This window comes from Bradyrhizobium sp. KZN70725 (assembly GCF_055264925.1).
This window is the reverse complement of sequence record NZ_JBUYWT010000005.1, coordinates 225328-251517: the sequence shown is the minus strand read 5'-3', so window position 1 is coordinate 251517 and position 26190 is coordinate 225328. Positions and strand designations below refer to the sequence as shown.

Annotated in this window: 19 protein-coding genes, 1 other RNA gene and 1 pseudogene; 13 read left to right on the top strand and 8 right to left on the bottom strand. The window is 65.1% G+C overall.

Annotation, left to right across the window (positions count from 1 at the left end; translation table 11 throughout):
- Positions 1 to 321: 321 nt before the first annotated feature.
- From ACZBJS_RS07370 to ACZBJS_RS07355, 4 genes are all read left to right on the top strand, one after another.
- Positions 322 to 3945 (top strand): autotransporter outer membrane beta-barrel domain-containing protein, encoded by a 3624-nt coding sequence (locus ACZBJS_RS07370; RefSeq protein WP_463438615.1) that lies wholly within the window; start codon positions 322 to 324, stop codon positions 3943 to 3945.
- Between the two features lie 123 nt (positions 3946 to 4068).
- Complete coding sequence (locus ACZBJS_RS07365) at positions 4069 to 5304, top strand: extensin-like domain-containing protein (protein WP_316393694.1); 1236 nt, start codon at positions 4069 to 4071, stop codon at positions 5302 to 5304.
- A gap of 113 nt (positions 5305 to 5417) precedes the next feature.
- Positions 5418 to 5801, top strand: coding sequence for a response regulator (locus ACZBJS_RS07360; RefSeq protein WP_050425581.1), 384 nt, complete (start codon positions 5418 to 5420; stop codon positions 5799 to 5801).
- Between the two features lie 59 nt (positions 5802 to 5860).
- A complete protein-coding gene (locus ACZBJS_RS07355) occupies positions 5861 to 6559 on the top strand; it encodes an ABC transporter permease (RefSeq protein ID WP_016845814.1) in 699 nt (232 codons plus the stop codon).
- On the opposite strand, the gene ACZBJS_RS07350 is transcribed toward ACZBJS_RS07355, so the two are convergent.
- The gene (locus ACZBJS_RS07350) at positions 6533 to 7351 is read right to left on the bottom strand and encodes an ABC transporter substrate-binding protein (RefSeq protein WP_076824096.1); all 819 of its coding nucleotides are present in this window, start codon (positions 7349 to 7351) and stop codon (positions 6533 to 6535) included. The two genes, ACZBJS_RS07355 and ACZBJS_RS07350, sit on opposite strands and share 27 nt — an antisense overlap.
- 140 nt (positions 7352 to 7491) lie before the next feature.
- Here ACZBJS_RS07350 and ACZBJS_RS07345 point away from each other — a divergent pair, with 140 nt between their 5' ends.
- Positions 7492 to 8196, top strand: coding sequence for an SDR family oxidoreductase (locus ACZBJS_RS07345; RefSeq protein ID WP_316393700.1), 705 nt, complete (start codon positions 7492 to 7494; stop codon positions 8194 to 8196).
- 403 nt (positions 8197 to 8599) lie between these two features.
- The gene (locus tag ACZBJS_RS07340) at positions 8600 to 11272 is read left to right on the top strand and encodes a flavin-containing monooxygenase (RefSeq protein ID WP_463438614.1); all 2673 of its coding nucleotides are present in this window, start codon (positions 8600 to 8602) and stop codon (positions 11270 to 11272) included.
- Between the two features lie 198 nt (positions 11273 to 11470).
- On the opposite strand, the gene ACZBJS_RS07335 is transcribed toward ACZBJS_RS07340, so the two are convergent.
- Positions 11471 to 12313 (bottom strand): GNAT family N-acetyltransferase, encoded by an 843-nt coding sequence (locus ACZBJS_RS07335; protein WP_463438613.1) that lies wholly within the window; start codon positions 12311 to 12313, stop codon positions 11471 to 11473.
- Between the two features lie 267 nt (positions 12314 to 12580).
- Entirely contained in the window at positions 12581 to 13222 is a 642-nt protein-coding gene (locus ACZBJS_RS07330) for a TetR/AcrR family transcriptional regulator (RefSeq protein ID WP_229193519.1), read from the bottom strand.
- 188 nt (positions 13223 to 13410) lie between these two features.
- Between ACZBJS_RS07330 and ACZBJS_RS07325 the strand changes: the two genes are divergently transcribed.
- From ACZBJS_RS07325 to ACZBJS_RS07315, 3 genes and pseudogenes are all read left to right on the top strand, one after another.
- A complete protein-coding gene (locus ACZBJS_RS07325) occupies positions 13411 to 14697 on the top strand; it encodes an HlyD family secretion protein (protein ID WP_316393704.1) in 1287 nt (428 codons plus the stop codon).
- Between the two features lie 47 nt (positions 14698 to 14744).
- Positions 14745 to 16334 (top strand): DHA2 family efflux MFS transporter permease subunit, encoded by a 1590-nt coding sequence (locus ACZBJS_RS07320; RefSeq protein WP_168859079.1) that lies wholly within the window; start codon positions 14745 to 14747, stop codon positions 16332 to 16334.
- A gap of 502 nt (positions 16335 to 16836) precedes the next feature.
- Positions 16837 to 18634: pseudogene (locus tag ACZBJS_RS07315) on the top strand (ABC transporter ATP-binding protein).
- Between the two features lie 64 nt (positions 18635 to 18698).
- On the opposite strand, the gene ACZBJS_RS07310 reads toward ACZBJS_RS07315, so the two are convergent.
- Entirely contained in the window at positions 18699 to 19442 is a 744-nt protein-coding gene (locus tag ACZBJS_RS07310; RefSeq protein ID WP_463438612.1) for a sulfite exporter TauE/SafE family protein, read from the bottom strand.
- A 206-nt stretch (positions 19443 to 19648) separates the two neighbouring features.
- Here ACZBJS_RS07310 and ACZBJS_RS07305 point away from each other — a divergent pair, with 206 nt between their 5' ends.
- A complete protein-coding gene (locus tag ACZBJS_RS07305) occupies positions 19649 to 20377 on the top strand; it encodes an alpha/beta fold hydrolase (protein ID WP_057014981.1) in 729 nt (242 codons plus the stop codon).
- Here ACZBJS_RS07305 and ACZBJS_RS07300 read toward each other — a convergent pair.
- The 3 genes from ACZBJS_RS07300 to ACZBJS_RS07290 all read right to left on the bottom strand — a co-directional run bounded on the left by ACZBJS_RS07300 (position 20358) and on the right by ACZBJS_RS07290 (position 21768).
- Positions 20358 to 20579 carry a DUF2721 domain-containing protein gene (locus ACZBJS_RS07300; protein ID WP_156436019.1) on the bottom strand — a complete coding sequence of 74 codons (222 nt, stop codon included), beginning with the start codon at positions 20577 to 20579 and terminating at the stop codon, positions 20358 to 20360. The two genes, ACZBJS_RS07305 and ACZBJS_RS07300, sit on opposite strands and share 20 nt — an antisense overlap.
- A 323-nt stretch (positions 20580 to 20902) precedes the next feature.
- On the bottom strand, positions 20903 to 21430 hold the full coding sequence (locus tag ACZBJS_RS07295; protein ID WP_316393712.1) for a hypothetical protein: 528 nt from the start codon (positions 21428 to 21430) through the stop codon (positions 20903 to 20905).
- Between the two features lie 158 nt (positions 21431 to 21588).
- Positions 21589 to 21768 (bottom strand): hypothetical protein, encoded by a 180-nt coding sequence (locus ACZBJS_RS07290; protein WP_076824115.1) that lies wholly within the window; start codon positions 21766 to 21768, stop codon positions 21589 to 21591.
- A gap of 233 nt (positions 21769 to 22001) precedes the next feature.
- Here ACZBJS_RS07290 and ACZBJS_RS07285 point away from each other — a divergent pair, with 233 nt between their 5' ends.
- A complete protein-coding gene (locus tag ACZBJS_RS07285; protein ID WP_057014984.1) occupies positions 22002 to 23021 on the top strand; it encodes a patatin-like phospholipase family protein in 1020 nt (339 codons plus the stop codon).
- A 4-nt stretch (positions 23022 to 23025) separates the two neighbouring features.
- Positions 23026 to 24477, top strand: coding sequence for a GntP family permease (locus ACZBJS_RS07280; protein ID WP_057014985.1), 1452 nt, complete (start codon positions 23026 to 23028; stop codon positions 24475 to 24477).
- A gap of 169 nt (positions 24478 to 24646) precedes the next feature.
- Here ACZBJS_RS07280 and rnpB read toward each other — a convergent pair.
- Positions 24647 to 25061, bottom strand: an RNA gene (gene rnpB, locus ACZBJS_RS07275) — RNase P RNA component class A.
- A gap of 146 nt (positions 25062 to 25207) precedes the next feature.
- Here rnpB and ACZBJS_RS07270 point away from each other — a divergent pair.
- Positions 25208 to 26107, top strand: coding sequence for a LysR family transcriptional regulator (locus ACZBJS_RS07270; protein WP_168859073.1), 900 nt, complete (start codon positions 25208 to 25210; stop codon positions 26105 to 26107).
- Positions 26108 to 26190: the final 83 nt, after the last annotated feature.

The window sequence follows — 26190 nt, the reverse complement described above, 5'->3', positions numbered from 1 at the left end:
TCAAAGCTAGCAAGGGGTTCCAGGCCGAAAAAGGCAGTCTTGTTGTCAGGCTCGCTATTCGCGGCAATACCGCATTGCGATGCGCGGCTCAAATAGCCGCCGAATCAAGGCGTTGACGCGTCGCAAATATATTCGGCGGCGGCGCCGGTTCCAGGGGCCGATAGCAGTACCCGCTTGGATGTCCGTCGGTTGCTCTCGCCCCTGTGTCGTTGCGCCGCAAGGCAGCATCGTCATTTGTTGTGCGCCTGTCACAAACCATACCCAGATTGCCGCCCGCAATGACCGGGGCTCTACCCCGGTAATAAGTACTTGGGGCGTTACGTGAAATCTGAGTTTCTGAGCCGCGCAAGCCGGCTTGCGCTGGCTATTTCTGCGACTTCGTTGGGGTTCTCCTGTCCGGCACTGGCCGCAAGCTTCAGCACTCCTCCCAACAGCACGACGGCGCAGACCGTCTCCAACAATGATACCGGCTCGGTCGCCGCCGGCAGCAGCCTGTCGGTGACGGGCACCGCGATCACCTGGATCACCGGCCTGTCGTCGCCCGGCGTCGTCATCACCAACAACGGCACCATCTCGGCGACCTCGCGCGGCATCGACACCTCGAGCAGCGCCATCAGCGGCAATCTCACGCTGATCAACAATTCCGGCGCGCTCTTCACCGCGTCCAATGATGCATTCCGGATCAATGGCGGCCTGAGCAGCGGGTCGGTCACCGTCGACAATGCGGGCACCATCCAGTCGACGGGCAACGGCCGCGTCTTCGACTTCGTCAACGCGACGTCGAACACCACCGTGTTCTCGATCACCAACCAGAGCGGCGGCATCATCAAGTCATCAGGCAGCGACGTGATGCGGATCGGCGGCGGAACCACCACGATCACCAATTCCGGCATGATCGACGCGACCAATACGGCAGGGTCTCGCGCGATCCGCGCCACCACCAATCTCAACAACGTGATCTCGCTGTCGGTCGTCAACAATGCGGGCGCGACGATCCAGTCGGCGGATGATGCCATCCAGATCAACGGCGCGTCGGGCAGCAACAGCACGACCGCGGCCAGGTTCTCGGTCGACAATGCCGGCACCATCAAATCGGCGACCGGGCAGGCGATCGACTTCGACAATCTCATCTCGACCGCCGCGAGCGTTCACATCACAAACCGCGCGACCGGCCTGATCACTGCGGCCAATGCGGACGCGATCCGTCCCGGCGAAAACTTCACGATCGACAATTACGGCCAGATCATCGCCAACGGCACGATCGATCCCGCAACCGGCCGGCCCAGCGCCGATGCGATCGATCTTCAGGGCGGCCACAACGGCACCGTCAACAACTATGCCGGCGGCCTGATCTCGGGTGCCAAGAACGGCACCGCCGGCGACGCCGGCACCATCACGGTCAACAATTTTGCCGGCGCAACCATCATCGGCCGCAACGGTGCGGGCGTCGGCGGCAGCAACGCCATCGTCACCAACTACGGCACCATCACCGGGGCGATCGATGGCGTCTCGACGCGCAGCGATGGCGACGGCATCGATATCGACAATGTCCTGACGCTGACCAATTACGGCATCGTCCAGGGCACCGGCGCAACCGGCGCCGATGACGGCGGCCGCTTCAACAACAGCGAAGGCCTTGCGATCGGCGGCGGCACCATCCGCAACTACGGCACCATCAGCGGTGCCGCGGCGGGCATCGTCGTCAACAACGATTCAAATCCGGACCATTCGCGCAGCGGATCGGCGGCGCTCGACTTGATCAACTATGCCGGCGCCACCATCGTCGGCAACAACATCTATGCGATCCGCTCCGAGAACAAGACCGGCAATGCCGCCGTCGACAACGACAGGATCGTCAACTACGGCACCATCATCGGCAACGGCACGATTCCCGATCCCAATGGCGTTACGCTGCTGCAGAACGGCACGCCCGATACCGGCTCGGTCGGTACGCTGAACGGCGTGACCTATACCGGTACCGGCTCGACCCGCTTCATCCGCGGGGACGGCGCAGCGATCCAGACCGGCGAGGGCGCCGACGTGCTGTCGAACTACGGCACCATCATTGGCAATACCGGCCGCGCGATCAGCATGGAAGGCGGCGACGACACGCTCAATCTCTATGGCGGCTCGACCATCACCGGCCGGATCGATGGCGGCGTCGGCACCGACACGCTCAACCTGTTCGGGCCAGGCTCGGGCACGCTCTCGAACGTGATCAATTTCGAGGTGCTCAACGTGCAGGGCGGCGTCTGGACCGTGACCGACGCGCAGAGCTACCAGGCCGGCGCCACCATCGGCGCCGGTGCGAAGCTGCTGGTCAATGGCTCGCTTGGCAATGCCGTGACCGTCAATGCCGGCGGCACGCTCGGCGGCAATGGCAGCGTCGGCAATGTCCTGGTCAATGGCGGCACGCTGTCGCCGGGCAATTCGATCGGCACGCTCACGGTGCAGGGCAGCCTGACCTTCACCGCCGCATCGACCTATCTGGTCGAAGTGTCGGCCGCGGCGTCCGATCGCACCAACGTGACAGGTGCGGCAACGCTCGGCGGCGCCACGGTCAACGCGTCCTTCACCGGCACCACGTTCCAGAAGCAGTACACCATCCTCAACGCGGCCGGCGGTGTCAGCGGCAGCTTTGCCGGGCCGGTCAACAGCAATTTGCCATCGAACTTCATCTCCAGCCTGAGCTATGACGCCAACAGCGTCTATCTCAATCTGGCGCTGAATTTTGCCGCAGCCGCCAGGCTCAGCGGCAATCAGGCCGCGGTCGGCCATGCGATCAGCAACGCCTTCAACAGCACGGGCAGCATTTCCGCCGCGTTCGGCGCGCTGACGCCGGCCGGGCTGATGCAGGCGTCGGGCGAATTCGGCACCGGCTCGCAGCAGACCACTTTCGACGCCATGAACATGTTCCTCGGCGTCATGACGGATCCCTTCACCGAAGGGCGCGGCGGCGTGCCTGCAAATAGCGGCGCGTCGCAATTCGCTGATGACACCATGAGCTACGCGTCGACCGGCATGTCGCGAGCGAATGGCGCGCGCGACGCCTATGCCGCGATCTATCGCAAGGCACCGCCGCTGCAACAGACGTTCGAGCAGCGCTGGAGCGTCTGGGCGGCGGGCTTCGGCGGCGGGCAGAGCACCGATGGCGGCACTGCCGCCGGATCGAATTCGACGACGAGCCGCATTTTCGGTGTCGCCGTCGGCGCCGACTACCGGATCTCGCCCGACACGATCGCGGGCTTTGCGCTCGCCGGCGGCGGCACCAATTTCACCGTGGCCAACGCACTCGGCGGCGGACGCTCCGACCTGTTCCAGGCCGGCGCCTTCATCCGTCATGGATTCGGGCCGGCCTATCTGCTGGGCGCGCTGGCCTATGGCTGGCAAGACGTCACCACTGATCGCACGGTGACGATCGCCGGCATCGACCGGCTGCGCGCGCAATTCAACGCCAATGCGCTGTCGGGCCGGATCGAAGGCGGCTATCGCTTCATCACGCCGTGGTCGCTGGCGCTGACGCCCTATGCCGCCGGACAGTTCACGACCTACGATCTGCCGTCCTATGCCGAGCAGGTGCTGTCGGGATCGAGCGCGTTCGCGGTGGCCTATGGCGCCAAGACCGTCACCGCCACGCGCAGCGAACTCGGCCTCCGCAGCGATCGCTTGATCGCGTTGCAGGATGGCATTCTCAGCCTGCGCGGCCGGCTCGCCTGGGCGCACGACTACAACGCCGATCGCAGCGTTGCCGCGACATTCCAGACGCTGCCGGGCGCGTCCTTCGTGGTCAACGGTGCGGCGCCTGCGAGCGATGCGGTGCTCACCACCGCGAGCGCGGCGATGAACTGGACCAGCGGCTGGTCGGCGGCGCTCACCTTCGAGGGCGAGTTCTCCGACGTCACGTCGTCCTATGGCGGCAAGGGTGTCGTTCGCTACACGTGGTGATGACATCATCTCGGCAGGGCGCGTATGCCCTGCCGGGTTCCGCTGCATGGTTAAGGACAGCTGAAAACAACGCATCGAAATGCGTTGAAGAGTCTTTAATCAAATTCGCAGAACCTCCGCGCCATGACGCGTGGAGTTCGTTTGTATCTCGTCGGCTCCCTTGTCCTTGTGTCGCTTGCTGGTTGCGGTCGCGGTCTGTTTCAGACCGCCGAGCGCGAACCGTGGCGGGCCGAGGCCGAGGCCGCATGCCTGAAGTCGGGCGCGGTCAAGGAGAGCGCTGACCTCGTCCGCATCGATCCGATCTCCGGTCCCGGCGTCTGCGGCGCCGAGTTCCCGCTCAAGGTCGCCGCGCTCGGTGAAGCCAGTTCGGCTTACGGATTTGCCGACGACAGCCTGCGCCCGCCGGCATCAGTCGGCAACCAGCCGCGCTGGCCGATCAACCGCCAGCTGCCTCCGCCGCCCGCGCAGGCGCCGTATTCCAATCAGGCCGTCGGCCAGCCGAGCTATGGCAACGAGCCGGGCTATGGCAGCCGTCAGAATGGGCCGGTCTCGCTGTCGGCGCCCGGTGTTCCGCCGCAGCAGGACGAGATCGATTTGCCGCCGGAAGGCTCGCCCGACGCCAGGGGCGAGCGACCTTATTATCCCGGCCTGCCATCCAATCCGCAGCGCGACAGCGCGGCCGCGCCCTATTCACCGGCACCGTATTCCCAGCAGCCGCCCGGCGCGCCACCGCCGCCGCGGCTCGGTCCCTCGAGCGGCAATCCGGTGGTGACGGTCGGCCCGGTCGCAGTGAAGCCGGCGGCAACGCTGGCGTGCCCGATCGTCTCGGTGCTCGAGCGCTGGCTCGCCGATTCCGTACAGCCGGCGGCGCAGCGCTGGTTCGGCGCGCGTGTCGTCGAGATCAAGCAGATCTCGGCCTATTCCTGCCGCGGCATGAACGGCAATTCGCACGCGCATATTTCCGAGCACGCCTTCGGCAATGCGCTCGACATCGCAGCCTTCACGCTGGCTGACGGTCGCCGCATCACCGTGAAGGATGGCTGGAAAGGCCTGCCGGAGGAGCAGGGCTTTCTGCGCGATGTCCAGGCCGCCGCCTGCCAGCTATTCACCACGGTGCTGGCGCCGGGGTCCAACGTCTATCACTACGACCACATCCATGTGGATCTGATGCGCCGGGCCAGCCGGCGTCTGATCTGCCAGCCCGCCGCCGTCTCGGGCGAGGAGCTCGCGGCGCGTGCCGGCGGCCGTAACCCCTATGCAACGCGCGAACCTTATGTCACAGGATCGCTCGGCGGCAGAAAGCCGGCCCTGCGGGGTAAGGCGGGGGTCAACGAAGAAGACGAATTCGCCGACGAATAGGGACGCGTCTGATACCCGTATTTTTACTGGGTGACACCGTGCAAACGGTAGCCACTTTTATGCTGCATATGCTTCGGAGCCGGGCGCACCCGGCTGATTTCTGGGGGATAGCTTTGCAAGACGCGCCGATCATTCTCGTCATCGAAGACGATCGTGATCTTCAGATGATGGTAGAGGACGCCCTGAGGGACGGCGGCTATGAGCCGGCGATCGCGGGCTCGGGCGAGGAAGCGTTGACGCTGCTGAAGGCGTTCCGCACCAAATACTCAGCACTGGTCACCGACATCCGCCTGCTCGGACGGCTCGACGGCTGGCGCGTGGCGCGCGGCGCCCGCGAGATCGACCCGTCATTCCCGGTGCTCTACATCACCGGCGGCGGCGGCGACGAGTGGCCGACCCGGGGCGTGCCGGACAGCGTGCTGCTGAACAAGCCGTTCTCGCCTGACGAACTGGTCGCGGCCGTGGCCAAGCTGCTCAAGAACGGCGCGCCGGCCTGAGCGACTGATCGTTCCTGCGATTTGACGATGCGCACGTTGTGCGGGCAAAACGTGCCGGCATGAATGATTTCGCACAGTCGATCACGGCGGCGGCATCGCTGATAGCCGGTCGCGATCCGGTCCTGCTTGGGATCGTCGCATTGTCGTTGCGCGTCAGCCTGCTGGCGAGCCTGCTCGCGCTTCTGATCGGCGCGCCGATCGGCGGCTGGCTTGCGATATCGAGGTTTCGCGGACGGCAGGTGGTGATCGTGCTCGCCAATGCCTGTCTCGGCCTGCCGCCGGTCGTGGTCGGCCTCGGGCTTTATCTGCTGTTGTCGCGATCCGGACCGCTGGGCTTCGCCGGGCTGCTGTTCACGCCGACGGCGATGGTGGTGGCGCAGGTCATCCTGGCGACGCCGATCGTGGTTGCGCTGGTGCATCGTCCGGTCGCGCTGCTGTGGGCGGAATATGCCGATTTGATCCGCACCGACGGCCTGTCCCGCCTGCGCAGCCTCGCGCTGGTGTTCTCGCTCGGCCGCGCCTCGCTGCTCACCGCGTTCCTCGCCGCCTTCGGCCGCGCCATCGCGGAGGTCGGCGCCATCATCATCGTGGGCGGCAATATCAGCGGCTATACGCGAACGATGACGACCGCGATTGCGCTCGAGACCAGCAAGGGCGAGCTGGCGCTCGGTCTCGGGCTCGGCGTCATCCTGCTTGCGCTGAGCGTCAGCGTCAGCACGATCGCGTTTCTGCTAGTGCGCGGCGTTGGGGAAAAATAGCTGCTCGCCACCGACCTTGTAGCCGGCGATGGCTGACTGCCCGGCCTGCGAGACCAGCCAGTCGATGAAGGCCTCGCCGTCCGCGGCCTTCACCGTCGGATGTTTCGCCGGATTGACCAGCATCACGCCGTACTGGTTGAACAGCCGCCGGTCGCCTTCGGTCAGCACGGCGAGCTCGCCGCGGTTCTTGAACGACAGCCAGGTGCCGCGGTCGGACAGCACATAGGCATTCGACGCGGATGCCATGTTGAGCGCCGGACCCATGCCCTGGCCGATCTCGCGATACCACTGGCCCTTCGCTGAGCCGAGATCGACGCCGGCCGCCTTCCAGAGCCGCAGCTCGGCCTCGTGCGTGCCGGAGTGGTCGCCGCGCGAGATGAAGGCCGAACTGGTCGCAGCGATCTTGCGCAGGGCATCCGCGACATCCTTGTCGCCGGCGATATGCGCCGGATCGGCCTTCGGGCCGACGATGACGAAATCGTTGTACATCACGTCATATCGCCTGGTCGCAAAGCCCTCGGCCAGGAATTTCTCTTCGGCCACGCGATCGTGCACGAACACGACATCGGCATCGCCGCGCCGTCCGATGTCGAGCGCCTGTCCGGTGCCGACCGCGACCACCTTCACGGCAATGCCCGAGGTCTCCGAGAACCGCGGCAGCAGATAGCCGAACAGGCCGGACTGTTCGGTCGATGTCGTCGAGGCGACGGTGATGGACCGGGTCTGCGCGAGCGCGGGACCGGCGAACAGCATCACGGCGGCGATGACAAGGTGTCGAAGGAGGGATGTCATGTGAATACTGCGTACCGGAGAACGATGTCGGTCACCATGCCGCATTTCGTCCGGTGACGCAAAGCAGGCGCGATGTCGCGCGTTGCGATCGGCAGTGCTAGGGTCGCCTCGAACGAAGCAATAAGAAGGGATATCAGGTCATGGCTTTGGAGAAGGTCGCGCTCGTTACCGCAGGCGGCAGCGGCATGGGAGCGGCGGCGGCGCGGCGCCTCGCGGCCGATGGTTTCCGCGTTGCGATCCTGTCGTCGTCGGGCAAGGGCGAGGCGCTGGCAAAGGAGCTCGGCGGCCTCGGCTTCACCGGCTCGAACCGTTCCAACGATGATCTGAAACGCGCCGTCGACGGCGTGGTGGAGCGTTGGGGCCGCATCGATGCGCTGGTCAACAGCGCCGGCCACGGCCCGCGCGCGGGTGTGCTCGAACTGACCGACGAGCAGTGGCACACCGGTCTCGACGTCTACCTGATGAACGTGATCCGCCCGACGCGTCTCGTCGCGCCTCACATGCAGGCGCAGAAGTCGGGCGCGATCGTCAACATCTCCACCGCCTGGGCGTTCGAGCCGAGCGCGATGTTTCCGACCTCGGCGGTGTTCCGCGCCGGGCTCGCCGCGTTCACCAAACTGTTCACCGACAGCTACGCCGCCAGCAATGTGCGCATGAACAACGTGCTGCCAGGCTGGATCGACAGCCTCCCGGCAACCGACGAGCGCCGCGACAGCGTGCCGATGAAGCGCTACGGCAAGACGGAGGAGATCGCCGCAACCATCAGCTTCCTCGTCTCCGACGGCGCGGGCTACATCACCGGCCAAAACATCCGCGTCGACGGCGGATTGATGCGGTCGATTTGAGGCAACTGCTAAACCCGTCATCCCCAGGGCCTGACTCATAGACGGACTCTGAGGAGCAAGCGAGCTTGTGATTCACAAGCGGCACCAAATATTCGGTGTCGTCCCGGCGAAAGCCGGGACCCATAACCACCGATGGTCATCGTTGCGCGTCGATGGAACGACGAGTCCCGTCCACAACATCCGCCGCGGAGTATGGGTCCCGGCTTTCGCCGGGACGACATCAAAGTGTGCGGCGCCGTTCGTACCGCGTTGCGTCGTCACCAGTTGCGTCTACGCGCTGCGCGGCGCGCTCCAGGCCGCGGGCGTCACAATTGCGGCGACCTCTGATTGCGTTTGTCGTGATGACAAACTGAAGGCGCAGGGCTATAGCCTTCCGTCAAATCAAAACATACGGAGGAATGGCATGCCAGACGCAGCAGTTGCAGCACGCGCTTCAGACTCCACGCAGAGCGGAACCACGCAGCAGGTCGACGTTGCGGTGGTCGGCGCCGGCTTCGCCGGACTTTACCTGTTGCATCGGTTGCGCAAGGCGGGCTTCTCGGCGGTCGCGCTCGAGGAGGGCGCCGATGTCGGCGGCACCTGGTACTGGAATCGTTATCCCGGCGCGCGCTGCGACATCCAGACCATCGACTACAGCTACACTTTCGATCCCGAGCTCGATCAGGCCTGGACCTGGTCGGAGAAATACGCGACCCAGCCGGAAATCCTGCGCTATCTCGGCTTCGTCGCCGACCGTTACGATCTGCGTCGCGACATCAGGTTCGGCACCAAGGTCACGCAGGCGACCTGGAATGATGCGACCTCGCGCTGGCAGATCTCGACCAACAACGGCGCCGACGTCTCGTGCCGCTACTACATCATGGCGACCGGCTGCCTGTCGTCGCCGAAGCCCCCGGAGATCGACGGCGTCAAGGACTTCAAGGGCGAGATCTATTTCACCGGCCGCTGGCCGCATCAGGGCGTCGATCTCAAGGGCAAGCGCGTTGCCGTGATCGGCACCGGATCGTCGGGCATTCAGTCCATACCGATCATCGCCGAGCAGGCCGCGCAGCTCACCGTGTTCCAGCGCACCCCGAACTTCGCGCTGCCCGCGGGCAACGGCCCAGCGCCCGAGGATCGCAAGACCTATTTCGAGAGCGACCGCGCCGCCTATCGCGACCAGGCGCGCTGGTCGATGGCCGGCGTGCCCTATCCGCAGCAGACCGTGGTGAGCTGGCAATTGAGCGACGCCGAGCGCCGCGAGCGGTTCGAGAAGGCGTGGGCGGCGGGCGACCTCGTCCATATCCTGACCCAGCTCTGGGCCGACCAGGCGGTCGATGTCGACGGCAACAGACTGGTCGCCGACCTGATCCGCGAAAAGATCGGCGCTGTGGTCAAGGATCCGGAGACGGCGGCGGCGCTGGCCCCGCATGATCATCCGTTCGGCGCCAAGCGTCCCTGCCTCGATACCAACTACTACGCGACCTACAACCGTCCCAACGTGACGCTGGTGAATCTGCGGCAGGAGCCGATCAAGGGGATCACCACCAGCGGCATCTTCACCAACGGACGCAAGTTCGACGTCGACGTCATCGTGTTCGCCACCGGCTTCGACGCGATGACCGGGGCGATCATGGCGGTGCATCCGATCTCCGGCCGCGGCGGCAAGTCGCTGTCGGATGTCTGGGCGCACGGACCGCAGACCTATCTCGGCGTCACCGTCGCGGGCTTTCCCAATCTGTTCATGATCACCGGTCCCGGCAGCCCGTCGGTGCTGTCGAACATGGCTGTCTCGATCGAGCAGCACGTCGATTGGGTGGTGGAGCGGATCGCCGCGCTGCGCGACGCCGGCTTCACCACGATGGAAGCGACCGAGACCGCGCAGGCCGGCTGGGAACGGCACATGGCCGATTGCGCGACGCTGACGCTGCACCGGCTCGCCAACACCTGGTACACGGGCGCCAACGTGCCCGGCAAGCCGCAAGGCGTGATGCCTTATACGGGCGGCGTCGGTCCGTATCGCAGCATCTGCAACGAGGTGGTCGGCCGCGGCATGCTCGGCTTCAAGCTCTCGGGTCCCGGCGTTGCCGAGCAATGCAATGACGGCGAGATCGTGCGCCTGCAGCCGGATGTGCGGCTGGTGCTGAACCTGCTCGGCGAAATGAACCTGCCGCCGCTCGAGACGATGGGGGCGCAGGGCGCGCGCGACTTCCTCACCGAATTCAACAAGGGGCGTCCCTTTGGCCGCCCGGTCGGCGAGGTCGGCAGCGGCATGCTGCAGGGCGCGGACGGTCCGCTGCCGTACAAGCTGTACCGGCCGGCGACGCCGGGGCCGCATCCGATCGTGGTGTATTTCCACGGCGGCGGCTGGGTGCTCGGCGACGAGATGTCGGACGATCCGTTCTGCCGCGACCTGTGCCGGCGCACCGGCATGATCATCGTCAGTGTCGGCTATCGCCATGCGCCCGAGCATCGCTTCCCGGCCGCGGCCGAGGACGGTTTTGCGGCGACGCGCTGGATCGCGGCCCATAGCGCCGAGCTCGGCGGCAGGGCAGGGCCGCTGCTGGTCGCGGGCTGGAGCGCCGGCGGCAACATCGCGGCCGTCACGTGCCAGCTCGCGCGCGATCGCGGCGGGCCCGAGATCGCGGGCCAGCTCCTGATCTGTCCGGTCACCGATTCCACATTCGACCGGCCGTCCTATGTCGACAACGCGACCGGCTATTTCCTGACCCGCGGGCTGATGTACTGGTTCTGGGACCTGTACTGCTCGCCGGCCGACCGCACCGACCCGCGCGTCGCGCCGCTGCGCGGCAAGCTCGAAGGCCTGCCGCCGACGTTCATCGCGACCAGCGAGTTCGATCCGTTGCGCGACGAGGGCATCGCCTATGGCGACGCGCTCGCCAAGGCCGGCGTCAAGGTCGAGCAGCTCGAGGCGCAGGGCCACTTCCACTCGTCGTTCGTGATGGTCGACGTCATCATCACCGGCGTTGCCGGCCGCGTGAAGATGGCGAAGGCGCTGCGGCGCTTCGCCGGCCTGCCCGAGGAGGTCGAGCAGGACAACGTCGCTACGCCGGAGGTCAACGCGGCGGCGAACTAGCTCGGGTTTGAATTGCAGCCGCGCTCCCTCTCCCGCTTGCGGGCACTTGCGGGGGAGGCGCGTTGCGAAAATATCGAAAACAACCCCATGCAAAGGAGCCGACGGCGGCCGGAATCCGACACGGCGACTGTTCGACCTAGCCACTTGACACGTCGGGCAACTCACGGGTATATTTCTAATATCCCGAAATCTCTCGCGCTAACCGAGCTCGAACGTCGTGACGCCGAACACGCGATCGATCCGGAGTGGCGGGATCGTGCCGGTATACATCCGCGCGGTCTCGAACACCGGTGACAGCCCGAGGCCTTGCGCCAGCGCGACGGCGTCGCGGTTGACCGCGGGGACATCGAGGAAGACCTCACCGCTGCCCGCGCTCGCGAGCAATGCCGCGACAACGGCCTCGGCGCCGGCACGGTCATCGGCAATGAGCGGACCGATCTTGCGGCCGGTCCGGCACGGGCGGATCACGCCCCAGCCGGCCAGCTTGCCGTCGCGCATCAGCGCGCGCCCGACATGTCCTGACGTGTTGATCCAGGCGCGCAGGAATGCCGGCCGCGGTGCGGGAAACACCGTGGCGTCATCGGCCTCGATCAGCGCCATCGGCAGATCGGTCAGCGCGACGGTGTCGCCGCTCGGCGCGGATGGTGTGGCGACAGTGCCGCCATAGCGCACATTGGCGTAAGCGAGCGCGAAGCCGGACTTCTGGTAGTTCGCCTGCTGCGCCACCACGCCATCGAGCCCGATCACGCGCGGGCGCGCATGCGCGATGGCCGCATTCCAGATCTTCAGGCCATGGCCGCGGCCGCGCAGATCCGGGCGCACGATGTAGAAGCCCAGAAACGAAAATTGCGCGCCGTAATTGACGCAGGAGATCACCGCGGCCGGCTCGCCATCGAGCTCGGCGATGAAGAAGCCTTGCGGATCCTCGGCGGCAAAGCAGGGCGCATCGGCGAGACCGGGATTCCATCCCTCCGCCGCGGCCCAGTCCACCGCGAGCGCGATCTCGTCCGGCTGCATCTGTCGGATGCTGAGGTCGTTCATGGTCGATCGCCTCGTCGTGCTGGAGTTATTGATCGTGCACATCGACGGCTGGAGAACAATACCCCCCGTGACGATCTAAAGAACGTACGTCCGTCATGTTGATGAGGCTGCCAACGAGTCCGCGCAAAGCGCGGCCGGATGATAAACTCTTGGCCGTCTCCAAGCACGACGGCCACCAGCCGGGCCGCGCATGCTTCGAGGCTCGCTACGCGAGCACCTCAGCATGACGGGATGAAGAGCGCGTTGGTCCGCGATGAGACGTCGATCTCACCCGGCCTTCGGCCGGTACGCCGCGAAGAACACGCGCGTCGCGCTGTCGACGACGGTTGCGATCCGCTCCGGCGAGGGCGACGGCCTGGCCTGGAAGATGAATGCCTGGAACAGCGTCGCCTGGCACATCTGCATGAATTGCCAGGCCGCGAGCTGGTAGTCGTCGATCACGAGCTCGCCGAGCGCGGCGCGTGCCTCGAGATAGGCGGCAAAGCGGTCGACGGTGTGGGCGATGACGTGGGTGTAGAACCGGCTGCCGAGCTCGGGCATCCGCTCGGCGATCGCCATCACGGTGCGGATCGCCGAGCCGCCGCCGGGCCGGCACAACACCGCGACATAGGCGCGGCCGAATTCGGGGAGGGTGGTGTCGACGTCGCGCGCCGGATCGAAATTGAAGGCGACCTTGCCCTGCTCGAGCTTTTCCTCCTCGACGATTGACGCGAACAGCCCGGCCTTGTCGGGGAAATAGACGTAGAGCGTGCCCTTGGAGACGCCGGCAGCGCGTGCGATCTCGCCCATGCTCGCGCCGTCAAAGCCGAGCTCCAGGAATACCTTGCGGGCGCCGTCCAGGATCTGGCGGCGTTTCGACGATTCCTCCTCGCCGACGGACTGGAGGGAGGTTCGGGGCGCTGCAACCATTGAATTAGCTTCTCGGGAAAGAACTCAACCCAGAGTAGGAAAGGGAAGAATCGAAGCTTTATCATCTAGCGGGCGGGAATATAGATTGACCGAACCGTTCGGTCAATGGTATCTTAGGAGTGACGATGCGCCGCACGGCCCTTATTCCGCCATCGCGCGCGTCAAGATTTTTGTGGGGAGCCTCGGCCATGGCCGCAGCACGGGATCAGGCTGCACGCATTGTTCGTTCCGAGCCTGAGATGGCCGAGGACGCGATCGCGCGCGATGCATCCGCCGATCTCGGCGAGCAGGGCCGAGCTGAAGAAGCCAAGCGTCCCGCGGAGGCGCCGCCCGCGTCTGCGCCCGAGCAGCCGGCGGCTTCGCCCGCTGCGGCGCCGGCGCCGAAATCCGGCAAGCGCAAATTCGTGATGCTGGGCGTGGTCGGCCTGCTCGCGCTCGCTGCCGCGGGCTATGCCGCCTATTACCTGATGGTCGGGCGCTTCTACGTCTCGACCGACGATGCCTATGTCCGCGCCAACAACTCCATGCTCGGCGCGCGCGTCGCGGGCCATATCGCGGCGATCCTGCCCGGCGACAACGCGCTGGTGCGCGCAGGCGACGTAATCTTCCGGATCGATGATGGCGACTACCGTATCGCGGCCGACGCCGCGCGCACCAGGATCGCGACCCAGCAGGCGACGATCGAGCGCATCGGCCGCCAGGTTGCGGCGGCGGCGAGTTCGGTCGAGCAGGCGCAGGCCCAGCTCGTGTCCGCCCAGGCCGGCCTGAAGCGCGCCGATCTCGATTTCGATCGGCAGCAGGCGCTCAGCACCAAAGGTTTTGCCTCGCGTGCCACCTTTGAAGTCTCGGAGGCCGGCCGCGATCAGGGCGCGGCCAGCGTGCGGTCCGCGCAGGCGGCCTATGATGCGGCCAAGGACAATGTCGAGGTGACCAAGGCGCAGCAGGCCGAGGCCCGCGCCCAGCTCGCCGAATTGCAGACCCAGCTCGCCAAGGCCGAGCGCGATCTCGAATTCACCAATGTCCGTGCGCCGGTCGACGGCACCTTCTCCAACCGCCTGGTCAACACCGGCGACTATATCAATGTGGGCCAGCGGCTCGGCAATGTGGTGCCGCTCGACGGCGTCTACATCGACGCCAACTATAAAGAGACCCAGCTCAAGCGCATCCGCACCGGGCAGCGGGTGACGATCAAGGTCGACGCCTACGGCTTCCGCAAGTTCACCGGCCTCGTCGACAGCATTTCGCCGGCGGCGGGCTCGGTGTTCACGCTGCTGCCGCCCGACAACGCCACCGGCAACTTCACCAAGATCGTGCAGCGCCTGCCGGTCCGCATCCGCGTGCCTGCCAGCGTCGCCAAGCAGGGCCTCTTGCGCGCCGGCATGTCGGTCTACACCACCGTCGACACCCGCGAGGGCGCGGCCGATGCCGACGCCGAAACTGATCTCGACGCGCCGATGATGATCCATCCGCAGTGATGTCTTGAAGCTTCGGACAGAGTCCGAGGCTCGGAGCCGATGAGCCCATGGCTGATACGACCACTGCTTCACCCTCGATGATGACCGGCGCCCCGGAGTCCGAGCGCATCCAGCCGAAGCGGCTGGTTGCCTTCATCATCATGGTGTTCGGCATGTTCATGTCGATCCTGGACATCCAGATCGTCTCGGCCTCGCTGTCCGAGATCCAGGCCGGCCTGTCGGCATCCTCGACCGAAGTGTCGTGGGTGCAGACCGCCTATCTGATCGCCGAAGTGATCGCGATTCCGTTGTCCGGATTCCTGTCGCGCGCGCTTGGCACGCGGCTGTTGTTCGCGATCTCCGCGTTCGGCTTCACCGCCTCGAGCCTGCTGTGCGGCTTCGCCTCCTCGATCGAGCAGATGATCCTGTGGCGCGCGCTGCAGGGTTTTCTCGGCGCCGGCATGATCCCGACGGTGTTCGCCTCGGCCTACACGATCTTCCCGCGCACCAAATTCCACATCGTGGCGCCGATCATCGGCCTCGTCGCGACGCTGGCGCCGACCGTTGGACCGACCGTCGGCGGCTACATCACCGACCTGATGTCGTGGCACTGGCTGTTCTTCATCAACATCGTGCCCGGCGTCATCATCACGGCAGGCGTGCTGGCGCTGGTCGATTTCGACCAGCCGAACTTCGCGCTGCTCGAGCGCTTCGACTGGTGGGGGCTGATCTTCATGGGCGGCTTCCTCGGCTCGCTTGAATATGTGCTGGAGGAGGGGCCGCAATATGAGTGGCTGCAGGACACCTCGGTCGCGGTCTGCGCCGCGATTGGCTTCGTCTCGGCGGTCGCGTTCTTCTGGCGCGTCTTGACCGCGGAGGAGCCGATCGTCGATCTCTACGCCTTCAGTAACCGCAACTTCGCGGTCGGCTGCGTGCTGCAGTTCTGCATCGGCATCGGGCTCTATGGCCTGACTTATGTCTATCCGCGCTATCTCGCGGAGGTTCGCGGCTACAGCGCGCTGATGATCGGCGAGACCATGTTCGTCTCCGGCGTCACCATGTTCTTGATGGCGCCGGTGGTCGGGCGGCTGATGCAGAAGGTCGATTTGCGCTACATCATCGCCTTCGGCCTCGTGACCTTCGCGCTCGGCTCCTGGCAGATGACCTGGATCACCCGCGACTATGATTTCTACGAGCTGCTGCTGCCGCAGATCCTGCGCGGCATCGGCATGATGTGCGCCATGGTGCCGACCAACAACATCGCGCTCGCGACGTTGCCGCAGGATCGCGTCAAGAACGCCTCCGGCCTGTTCAACCTGATGCGCAACCTCGGCGGCGCGGTAGGTCTCGCCGTCATCAACGAGGTGCTCAACGACCGCACCGATCTGCACATCTCGCGGCTGCATGACCGCGTGACCTGGGGCAACACCACCGCGGTCGAGACCCTCAACATGTTCACCCAGCGCATGCAGGGCATGGGCGATTCCGCCATCATGGCGATGAAGCAGCTCTCGCAGATCGTGCACCGTCAGGCAGCAGTGATGGGCTATGGCGATGCCTTCTTCATGCTGTCGTTGTTCTATGTCGCGCTCAGCCTTCTGGTGCTGTTCGTCAACAAGCCGCCGTCGATGACCGCGAGCGGCGGCGACGCGCATTAGGTGTCATCGGTTTTCGTAGCCCGCATGAGCGAAGCGATATGCGGGACCGATCTCGGCAGTTCATCACTGAACGTGACGCGGCCCCGGATATCGCTTCGCTCATCCGGGCTACGAAAGTGTGCCGTTGTCGCCGGGCTGAGTGCATCGCATCGGCGCGCGGGCTGCGCCCGGTCGCGTGAATAGCTGATATCGCCGACACATTGACGCACTCACGCCGATGTTACCTTGCCAATCGCGCGTGATGCATTTATAAGCAGCGCTTCCTTACTCGAACCGGGGAGATGCGCATGAAGTCGCTTATTTCGCAGATCGCGCGCCCGCGTTCGACGGTGCTGGACGCCTTTACGCGTTAGCTCCCGGCGCTGATCGGGTCTGATCCCCGATCATCAAAACGTCCCAACAATTTATCGACAATTTCCAGCGGCGCTCGCGGCCGGATTCCGCCCGCACGTCGCCTCAGATGGAGTCGGCACGCGCTGCAAAGGCGTGGCCGGAATGTGCCATGACCTCTCTGACGACCAAGCGGCCGGCCGCAATCCGGATCGTGCTTCCCTTTGTCTTCCGCCATTGGCTGGAACAGCCGCTGCGTGCCTCCGCGGTGACGGCCGGATTCCTCGGCGCAACCGCGGCCGACCTGTTCATGCCGGTGTTTTCCGGCCATCTGGTCGACGCGCTGACCGCGGGCGCCACCAATGCGGCCGCGCGCCATGCGGCGATGCTGGCGTTCGGCGCCATCGTCGGCCTCGGCGCGCTGTCGCTGGTGCTGCGGCTGGTCGGCATCCAGACCATCGTGCCGTTCACGCTGAAGACGATGTCCGATGTCGGGCAGCAGGCCTTCATGCGGGTGCAGCGCTTCTCGACGGACTGGCACGCGAATTCGTTCGCCGGCTCCACCGTGCGCAAGATCACGCGCGGCATGTGGGCGCTCGATTTGCTGAACGACACCATCCTGATGGCGCTGCTGCCGTCGGTCGTGGTGCTGGTCGGTTCGATGATCCTGCTCGGCGTGCATTGGCCGCAGCTCGGCGCGGTGATCGCGGTCGGCTCGGTGATCTATGTCGCGATGACCATGGTGTTCCAGGTGCGCTACGTCGCGCCTGCCGCGCGCGTTTCCAATGCGTGGGACACCAAGGTCGGCGGCACGCTGGCCGACGCCCTGACCTGCAACGCGGTGGTGAAGTCGTTCGGCGCGGAGACGCGCGAGGACGTGCGGCTCGACGGCGTCATCAGCCGCTGGCGCCGACGAGTGCGGCGGACCTGGTTCCGCTACAATCACACCTCGACGGCGCAGCTCGTGGTGCTGCTGTGCTTCCGCGCCTCGGTGATCGGCGGCGATCCTGCTGTGGGCGCAGGGCCGCGCCACGCCGGGCGACGTCACCTATGTGCTGACCAGCTACTACATCATCCACGCCTATCTGCGCGATGTCGGCATGCACATCAACAACCTGCAGCGTTCGGTGAACGACATGGAGGAACTGGTGCAGATCCATGGCGAGCCGCTCGGCATCGTCGATGCGGACGATGCTGGGACGATCGACATCCAGGGCGGCCGCATCGTGTTCGACGACGTCACGTTTCACTATGGCGGCCACCGCCGGCCGCTCTATGACGGGCTGTCGGTCGACATCGACGCCGGCGAGCGGGTCGGCCTGGTCGGGCGCTCCGGCTCCGGCAAGACGACCTTCGTCAAGCTGGTGCAGCGGCTCTACGACGTCTCCGCTGGCCGGATCCTGATCGACGGTCAGGACATCGCCAGGGCGACGCAGCAATCGCTGCGCAGCCAGATCGCGATCGTGCAGCAGGAGCCGATCCTGTTCCACCGCACGCTGGCGGAGAACATCGCCTATGGCCGGCCGGGCGCCGGCATGGAGGCGATCGAGCAGGCGGCGCGGCTTGCCAATGCGCACGACTTCATCATGCGGCTGCCGAAGGGTTACGGCACGCTGGTGGGCGAGCGCGGTGTCAAGCTGTCGGGCGGCGAGCGGCAGCGCGTGGCGCTGGCGCGCGCCTTCCTGGCCGATGCGCCGATCCTGATCCTGGACGAGGCGACCTCGAGCCTCGATTCGGAATCCGAGGCGCTGATCCAGCAGGCGATGGAACGGCTGATGAAGGGCCGCACCTCGATCGTGATCGCGCACCGGCTGTCGACCGTGCGCAGCATGGATCGCATCCTGGTGTTCGACCGCGGCGAGATCGTTGAGCAGGGCACCCATGCGGTGCTGGCCGCGCGTCCCGGCGGCATCTATCGCGGCCTGTTCGAGCGCCAGGCGACCGAGTTCGGTCAGGCCGCGGCTGAGTGAGATGGCGCATGGCTGGAGCGCCGGTTCTGATTGGATCAGCACCGGCGCTCCCGTATCGCCCGCGCTATGTCGGCGCCAGTCCGTTCCACACCAGCGCGACGCCGGACAGGAACAGCAGCAGCAGCACGACGTCGGAGAAATTGCGGTCGCTGAGCGCGTGATAGAGCCGCGCGCCGAGCCAGGCGCCGAGCAGCGTCCCCGGAAACGCGCACGCCACCAGCCAGATCAGCTCGGGCTTCGCCAGGCCGCTTGCGATCTGCACGCAAAGCGCGGCCGCCAGGATCGTGAAGTTGAAGATCTGGAACACGCCGCGGCGCTGCTGCTTGCCCCAGCCGCGCACGCTGGCCCACAGGATCGGCAGCGGGCCGGACAGTCCGGCGAGGCCGCCGAGGATGCCGCCGGCAAATCCGATCGCGCCGTCGGCCCATTTGCCGCCGAAGGCGATCGACATCGGCTTGCGTTGCAGGAACAACGCGGTCGGAAACACCAGCAGGAAGACGCCGATCGTCAGCTTGAAGACCTCGGGGTCGGCCCGCGCGATCAGCAGGATGCCGATCGGCACGCCCGCGAGGCCTGCGATGACGAACGGCCAGACCAGACGGAAATCGATGCTCTTCCAGATCGACGGCAAGGTCGAGAGCTGCGCGATGACCGAGCAGACCAGCACCAGCGGCACCGCGAGTGTCGGCGGCAGCACATAGAGCCAGATGCCGAGCGCCATCAGCGCGGTGCCGAAGCCGGCAAGGCCGGAGACGAAACCGCCGGCAAGCGCGCCGAAGAACAGGATCGCATAGCTTGCCGGGTTCATTTTTTCTCCTTCGTCATTCCGGGATGGTCCGAAGGACCAGACCGCAGGTGCGCAATCGCGCACCGGGGAATCTCGAGATTCCGGGTTCGATGCTGGCGCATCGCCCCGGAACGACGGTGGTGTTTGGCGCCACGTTTACACAACGCGTCTCGCAGGTACTATTCAAAATCGCGGCTCATCAACGATAATCGGAACGGAAGCATCCCATGACTTCAGGCTCGCCTGCGAATTCGCAAAAAACCTTTCTGGTCTGTCACGGCGCCTGGTCGGCAGGCTGGGCATGGAAGAAGATGCATCCCCTGATGCAGGCCGCCGGCCATCGGCTGGTCACGCCGAGCTACACCGGGCTTGGCGAGCGCGCGCACCTTGCGCATCAAGGACTCGACCTCGAGGCGCATATCCAGGATGTGCTCAGCGTCATCAGTTACGAGGACCTGCACGACATCGTGCTGATCGGGCACTCCTATGGCGGCATGGTCGCGACCGGCGTCGCCGATCGGGTGCGCGAGCGCATCGCGCAGATGATCTATATCGACGCTTTCGTGCCGCGCGACGGCCAGTCGCTGTTCGATCTCAACGAATCGGCCATCGAGACCATGCGTGAGTTCGCGAGCGACGGCGACGGCTGGCGTATTCCGCCGATGCCGGTGCCGCCGGACACGTCGCCCGCCGACGTCGCATGGCTGAGCGCGCGGCGCGTCGACATGCCGATCAAATGCTTCGAGCAGAAATTGCGGTTGAAGCACGGCGAGACCAGCCTGCCGCGCAGCTACATCTACGCCACCCGCGCCACGCAGGCCGACACGTTCGGCCAGTTCGCCCGGCGCATCAGGAACGAAGCCGGCTGGCGCTATTTCGAGATCGACGCCAGCCACTCGCCGAACGTCACCGCACCGGAGGCGCTGATGGCGATGCTCATGGAGATTGTTTCCTGAGGCGATCTCTAGCGATCCAGATCGTATTCGTGCACGGCAATCCTCGTTCACGGACGAGATCTATCAGCGCTGCGGTGAAAGATCCGAGCGTTACGATAAAAAGTATGGCGACACCATATTCGTGCCGCAGCTGGAAATAGGTACTGACGAATGCCACGATCACCAGCAGGCACGTCAGGATGGCGCTTATTGTGGAGAACATGATAGGCGATTGAGGAGCTCGGCACGGCGCCTCAGCCGGGGCATGTCTCTCTTACGCCCTGTTTTGGCATCATCGCCGTCCGGGACCGCATCAAGAGCTTGTATCCGGTCGGTCACGCGGTTCATGCGGGAAATCAGCGTCCGGATTGGGTTTGAGGTTCTGGCGGGCACTGATCGACTGGCGGTTGCATTGACCAATGCCGCTGCAACGCCGCGCCCTGTCCGCTTCAGCATGCGACAGACCGCGCGCAACCGCGACGGCTGGCGTATGCCGCGGGCTGCCGATGCCGCGCCGGAATCAATCAGCCGCTTGTTTGCCCGGGATCATGCACCGCGCGCGTCGCGGACGGCTTGAGCGACCTTTGTCGCCTGCGATACGCGTCCGATCTTTGCGCCTGCAATGATCTTTCGTCGGCGTTCGCTTGGCTTCGACGCCATGCCTTCGCCCGCGGTGCCTCCTGCCGGGGGACGCGTCGTGAAGTTCGCGGCCCGGTGCAGCGCGAGGGCCTTTCGCGCTGCTTCGACATGTGCGGTCCGGGCTGCCAGATTGTGCTGACGCCTCAGCTCCGTGTTGACCCGTTTCAGCGCTGCCGCGAAGACCTGTTTTCGCTCTGACGCATGCTTCGCGGTTCCTGGAAAGCTCGTGCCGCGAGCCTCGGCCTTTCCGCGGCTCTCTCGCTGCTTTTGTCGGCCGACCGTTCGCTCCTTGTCGCGCATCTTGCGCAAGCGGGGTCGCATGGCCTCGAGCTCGCTCACCTCGACGCCGTAGATGGCGGGATGATGCGTCAGGCGGATTGCTTCATACTCGTCGTGGCTGAGGATGCTGCGTTCGAACTTGCAGGCGACCGACATTCCTATTCCTCCTTTTGATCTTCTTGAATCTCGGGGCAGAAGGACACGTCCAGCTGTAGCGGATCATAGCTGCAATGTCGCCGGATGGCCAATCTGCTACCATCCAAACCCGGGCAGCGCTTCGATCGCAGTGATCGATTGTCAAAGCACAGTGGCTCCTACTTTTCTGCGTCGTTGTCCTTGAGACGAATCCCCTCAGTGCGCAGAGCCGCAAAGAGAGCCGCGATATCTTCGGGCTCCATATTGTTGGGGCACATCCCGTTCAGTTGCTCGGTCGTGATCGTGCCGGTGCTGCTGGCGATGTCTCTTGCCTTCGCCATGATCTTCTGAAGGTCCATCTGCGATCCTCCGCGAGAGGCACACTCTACGCCCGCCACCCCATGCATGTCGCCTTTTAAGAAAGGTGGGCTGTGGCGGCACTGAAGCGATCGGTTCGCTTCGCTTCGCTTCGAGTTGAGATAATATCGTTCGAAGTTCGCCGTCGGAACTAGGCAGCGACCGCAACTTTGTCTCGCATGTTCGGTTGAACTGCGACATAATGAGCGCCTCGCGTGCTGGTGAGCATGGATTCATGAACCGTAGCCCCGTGCTCGTAGACCTGGCGCTTCAAGGTGGGGGATCGCACGGTGCGTTCACGTGGGGTGTCCTGGATCGGCTTCTCGAAGAACCTTGGTTTCAGATTGCGGGCATATCCGGGACATCGGCCGGAGCAATGAACGCAGCCGTGCTGGCGGATGGTTGGACCGCGGGCGGCGCTGCCGGCGCACGCGAAGCGCTTGAAAAATATTGGCGAAGCGTCTCGCGCGCCGCCGCATTCAGTCCGTTGCAACGGTCGCCGCTCGACCGCCTGATGGGACGCTGGTCGCTTGACAGCTCCCCGGCCTATCTCTTTACCGATTTGATGTCGCGGATGCTTTCACCCTACGACCTCAATCCGCTTGGCTTCAATCCGCTACGCGACATATTGAACGACAGTATCGATTTCGAGCGTCTTGCACGCGCGCCGATCAAGCTCTTCATCACCGCCACGCGCGTGCGTACGGGCCGCGGACGGATTTTTCGCAACGCGGAGATTACCGCGGAAGTCCTGCTCGCGTCGGCTTGCTTACCAACGATGTTTCGCGCGATCGAGATCGATGGCGAGCCCTATTGGGACGGCGGCTACGCGGGCAATCCCACGATTACACCGCTCGTCCGCGAGACCGACGCGCGCGACACCGTCGTCGTCCAGATCAACCCGACCGAGCGTCCGGAGCAGCCGCGCACGGCCGCTGACATTCTCAACCGGCTTAACGAGATCTCGTTCAACTCGCCGCTGGCAAAGGAGCTGCGGATGATCGCGTTGCTTCGCCAGGTCGCCGATCCCGGTACAGGGGAAGGCGCCCGCTGGGCGCAGATGAAGACGCACCGGATCAAGAGCGACATGCTCGCGACGTTCGGTTCGTCATCCAAGCTCAATGCCGAATGGGCGTTCGTGGCCAAGCTGCACGAGGAAGGGCGGCGAGCCGCCGGCGAATTCCTCGACGCCCATGGCGCCGATCTCGGTGAGCGTTCGACCGCAGATCTCGATATTCTGCTGGCGGAGTGCTGAGACGATGGGTCTTCTCGGCATTCTCGTCGGGCTTGGACTGCTGGTCTGTCTCGCTTTCCGCGGTTGGAGCGTGCTGCTGCTCGCGCCGCTCTGTGCGCTGGTGGCCGCAGCCTTCGGTGGCGAGCCGCTGCTTGCCAACTGGACGCAGACCTTCATGGGTAGTGCGTCGGAGTTTCTCGCGCAGTTCTTTCCTATTTTTCTGCTTGGCGCCGTGTTCGGAAAGCTCATGGATGACAGCGGCGCGGTCGCTGCGGTCGCGGGCTTCATCTCCCGGTGCCTGGGCGAACGCCGGATCATCCTTGCGGTCGTGCTCGCAGGCGCACTGGTCACCTACGGCGGCGTCAGCCTGTTCGTCGCCTTCTTTGTCATCGTTCCGATGGCGCAGTCGCTGTTTCGCACGGCGGGGATTCCACGTCGTCTGGTACCGGCGGCGGTCATTCTCGGGACTTCGACCTTCACCATGTCGGCGCTGCCGGGCACGCCGTCGATACAGAATGCGATACCGATGCCTTTCTTCGGCACGACCCCCTTTGCCGCACCGGGCCTCGGCGTTGTCGCCTCGATCATCATGCTGAGCGTCGGGCTGTGGTGGCTGCTTCGCGCGGAGAAGGCAGCGCATCGCGCAAAAGAGGGGTATGGCGACGAGCCGCCGGTGCCGGCGGATGCAGCCGACGACGAGCTGTTGCGCGAGCGGGCTACGACGGCGCGAGAATTCGACCCGGCGGAGCTCCGCCACGGATATCACAGCGATGCCGCTGTCCCGATTTTCAACGCCATCCTTCCCCTGATCGTCGTCGTCGCCGTCAATCTAGTGATGTCGCTGGTTGTGCTGCCTCGGCTTGATTTCTCGTTCCTGGCCGAACAGCGGTGGGGAAATACATCACTGGCTGCCGTGGCCGGTGTCTGGTCGGTTGTCGTGGCGTTGGCGGGAGCGATCGTGACGGTCATCCTCTGCAACTGGACGCGGCTGCCCGCACTGCGACGAACGATGGATGCCGGTGCCAACGCGTCGGTCCTGCCGGCCCTGAGCGTCGCAAGCCTTGTCGGATTCGGCGCCGTTATCGCCTCGCTTCCCGCCTTCGGCGTGGTGCGGGACTGGGTGTTGCGAATTGAAGGCGGTCCATTGGTGTCGCTCGCGGTCGCGACGAACATCCTTGCGGCGCTGACGGGGTCGGCTTCCGGCGGCTTGACGATCGCGCTCGATGCGCTGGGACGGACCTATATGGACCTTGCCGCGGAGGCGGGTATTGACCCCGGCCTGTTGCATCGCGTCGCGGTGATCGGTTCGGGAACGCTGGACATTCTACCTCACAACGGCGCTGTCGTTAGCCTGCTTGCGATCTGTGGGCTCAAGCATCGCGATAGCTATCTCGACATTGTCATGGTCGGCATCGTGAGTTCTGTCATTGCACTCGCAGCGGTGATTGCGATCGGCACCGCATTCGGGTCGTTCTGACGCAAGACGATGGGTTGGCTCTACTTCCCGCCGGCGCGCGTAGCTGGAACGATGCTGATCTGAAAATGGCGAGGGGCCCGGCGTGTCGCGCCGAGCCCCTCATGGTCCATCTTCAAGACGCGTTTTCTTCACGCGAACCGGAAATCCACTTCGCTCGAAAACGCTTTAGAATATCAGCCGGCCTGTAAGCCGGGTTCTGTAGGGCACCATTCTCGCGAATGGTACGCGACGGCCATTCCTCTGGGACAAGGTTTGCACCTTGCCTCGGGCAACCTACCCGGACAGCGGGCCTGACATCGCCCTGCGGTGTTATCGCGCGTGCGCGAACTAACCGCGTTGCCGTCCCTATTCGGTTTTGCTCCCGGTGTGGTTTGCCATGCCATCTCCGTTGCCGGAAACGCGGTGCGCTCTTACCGCACCTTTTCACCCTTACTTCCTCCGAGGAGGGAGCGGTTCGTTCTCTGTGGCACTTTCCCTGGGGTCGCCCCCGCCGGATGTTATCCGGCACCGCATGTCGATGGAGCCCGGACTTTCCTCCCCCGCGGCCTTTCGGCGCTTGCGGGAGCGGCCGTCCGGCCGACTGACGGCCTACGCATGCGGGCTTTGGCCGCCCGCGTCAAGCGATTGCGATGGTTAACCCCTGGCCCGGCGCCCGGCGGGTCCTCGATTTTGACATTCGCAGAGGAGGGGCCTTTGATATCGATTTTATCGATCCAAAGGTCGAGGCGCCATGGATACCGAACTGGCCCGGACGTTCCTGACGGTGGTGAGCGCCGGCAACTTCATCACCGCGGCGGAGCGGCTGCATGTCAGCCAGTCGACCGTCAGCACCCGCATCCACACGCTCGAGCAGCAGCTCGGCTGCGTGCTGTTCGTGCGCAACAAGGCCGGCACCACGTTGACGCCGGCCGGCCGGCAGTTTCAGCGCCACGCCTCGGTGCTGGTCCGCACCGTCGAGCAGGCGCGCCATGATGTCGGAATCCCCAAGGGATTTTCCGCGACGCTGGTGGTCGGCGGCCGCATCGGACTTTGGGAAGAGTATCTGCTGCGCTGGCTGCCGCTGATGACGCGGGCGCATCCCGACATCTCGATCCGCGCCGAGAGCGCGCTCGAGCCCGAGCTGATGCAGGGGCTGGTCGAGGGACGCATCGACATCGGCGTGATGTACACGCCGCAGAGTCGCCCCGGCCTCAAGGTCGAGCAGCTGTTCGAGGAGCAGCTCATCCTGGTGTCGACCGATCCGAAAAGCGCACCGGAGCCGGGACCGGGCTATGTCTATGTCGATTGGGGCCCCGAATTCTACGCGCGTCACGCCACGCTGTTTCCGAATTTCGCCGGCCCCGCGCTGACGGTGAATATCGGCTGGCTCGGATTGCAGCATCTTTTGGAGAATGGCGGCTCTGGCTTCTTCGCGCGTCGTATCGTGGAGCCGCTCCTGAAGGCGCGGCGGCTGCACGCCGTCGCCGGCGCACCTGGCTTTGCGATGCCCGCCTATGTCGCCTATCCGGCTGACAGCCAGGACGATCATCTGGCGCGCGCGGTCGAGACCATGCATCGGCTTGCCGCGTCGCAGGTTAATGCGAGCGCGGACCTGCCGCGGGCCCGGCCTGCCGCGCGGCGGCGGCGCTGACCGCGATTGCTATCGGCATCTCCGATCGATTCCATCGGCTTTCTTCGCTTGTCAGCGCCAACGTCCGCGTTCACAGCAGGATC

What these genes read in the sequence shown, in the direction of transcription:
- ACZBJS_RS07295 (WP_316393712.1), bottom strand. Translation starts at nt 21,430, where the DNA reads ATGTCGGTCGCCTGCAAGTTCGAACGCAGCATCCTCAGCCACGACGAG.
- ACZBJS_RS07270 (WP_168859073.1), top strand. Translation starts at nt 25,208, where the DNA reads ATGGATACCGAACTGGCCCGGACGTTCCTGACGGTGGTGAGCGCCGGC.
- ACZBJS_RS07340 (WP_463438614.1), top strand. Translation starts at nt 8,600, where the DNA reads ATGCCAGACGCAGCAGTTGCAGCACGCGCTTCAGACTCCACGCAGAGC.
- ACZBJS_RS07325 (WP_316393704.1), top strand. Translation starts at nt 13,411, where the DNA reads ATGGCCGCAGCACGGGATCAGGCTGCACGCATTGTTCGTTCCGAGCCT.
- ACZBJS_RS07355 (WP_016845814.1), top strand. Translation starts at nt 5,861, where the DNA reads ATGAATGATTTCGCACAGTCGATCACGGCGGCGGCATCGCTGATAGCC.
- ACZBJS_RS07320 (WP_168859079.1), top strand. Translation starts at nt 14,745, where the DNA reads ATGGCTGATACGACCACTGCTTCACCCTCGATGATGACCGGCGCCCCG.
- ACZBJS_RS07280 (WP_057014985.1), top strand. Translation starts at nt 23,026, where the DNA reads ATGGGTCTTCTCGGCATTCTCGTCGGGCTTGGACTGCTGGTCTGTCTC.
- ACZBJS_RS07285 (WP_057014984.1), top strand. Translation starts at nt 22,002, where the DNA reads ATGAACCGTAGCCCCGTGCTCGTAGACCTGGCGCTTCAAGGTGGGGGA.
- ACZBJS_RS07335 (WP_463438613.1), bottom strand. Translation starts at nt 12,313, where the DNA reads ATGAACGACCTCAGCATCCGACAGATGCAGCCGGACGAGATCGCGCTC.
- ACZBJS_RS07305 (WP_057014981.1), top strand. Translation starts at nt 19,649, where the DNA reads ATGACTTCAGGCTCGCCTGCGAATTCGCAAAAAACCTTTCTGGTCTGT.
- ACZBJS_RS07330 (WP_229193519.1), bottom strand. Translation starts at nt 13,222, where the DNA reads ATGGTTGCAGCGCCCCGAACCTCCCTCCAGTCCGTCGGCGAGGAGGAA.
- ACZBJS_RS07290 (WP_076824115.1), bottom strand. Translation starts at nt 21,768, where the DNA reads ATGGACCTTCAGAAGATCATGGCGAAGGCAAGAGACATCGCCAGCAGC.
- ACZBJS_RS07365 (WP_316393694.1), top strand. Translation starts at nt 4,069, where the DNA reads ATGACGCGTGGAGTTCGTTTGTATCTCGTCGGCTCCCTTGTCCTTGTG.
- ACZBJS_RS07310 (WP_463438612.1), bottom strand. Translation starts at nt 19,442, where the DNA reads ATGAACCCGGCAAGCTATGCGATCCTGTTCTTCGGCGCGCTTGCCGGC.
- ACZBJS_RS07345 (WP_316393700.1), top strand. Translation starts at nt 7,492, where the DNA reads ATGGCTTTGGAGAAGGTCGCGCTCGTTACCGCAGGCGGCAGCGGCATG.
- ACZBJS_RS07300 (WP_156436019.1), bottom strand. Translation starts at nt 20,579, where the DNA reads ATGTTCTCCACAATAAGCGCCATCCTGACGTGCCTGCTGGTGATCGTG.
- ACZBJS_RS07350 (WP_076824096.1), bottom strand. Translation starts at nt 7,351, where the DNA reads ATGACATCCCTCCTTCGACACCTTGTCATCGCCGCCGTGATGCTGTTC.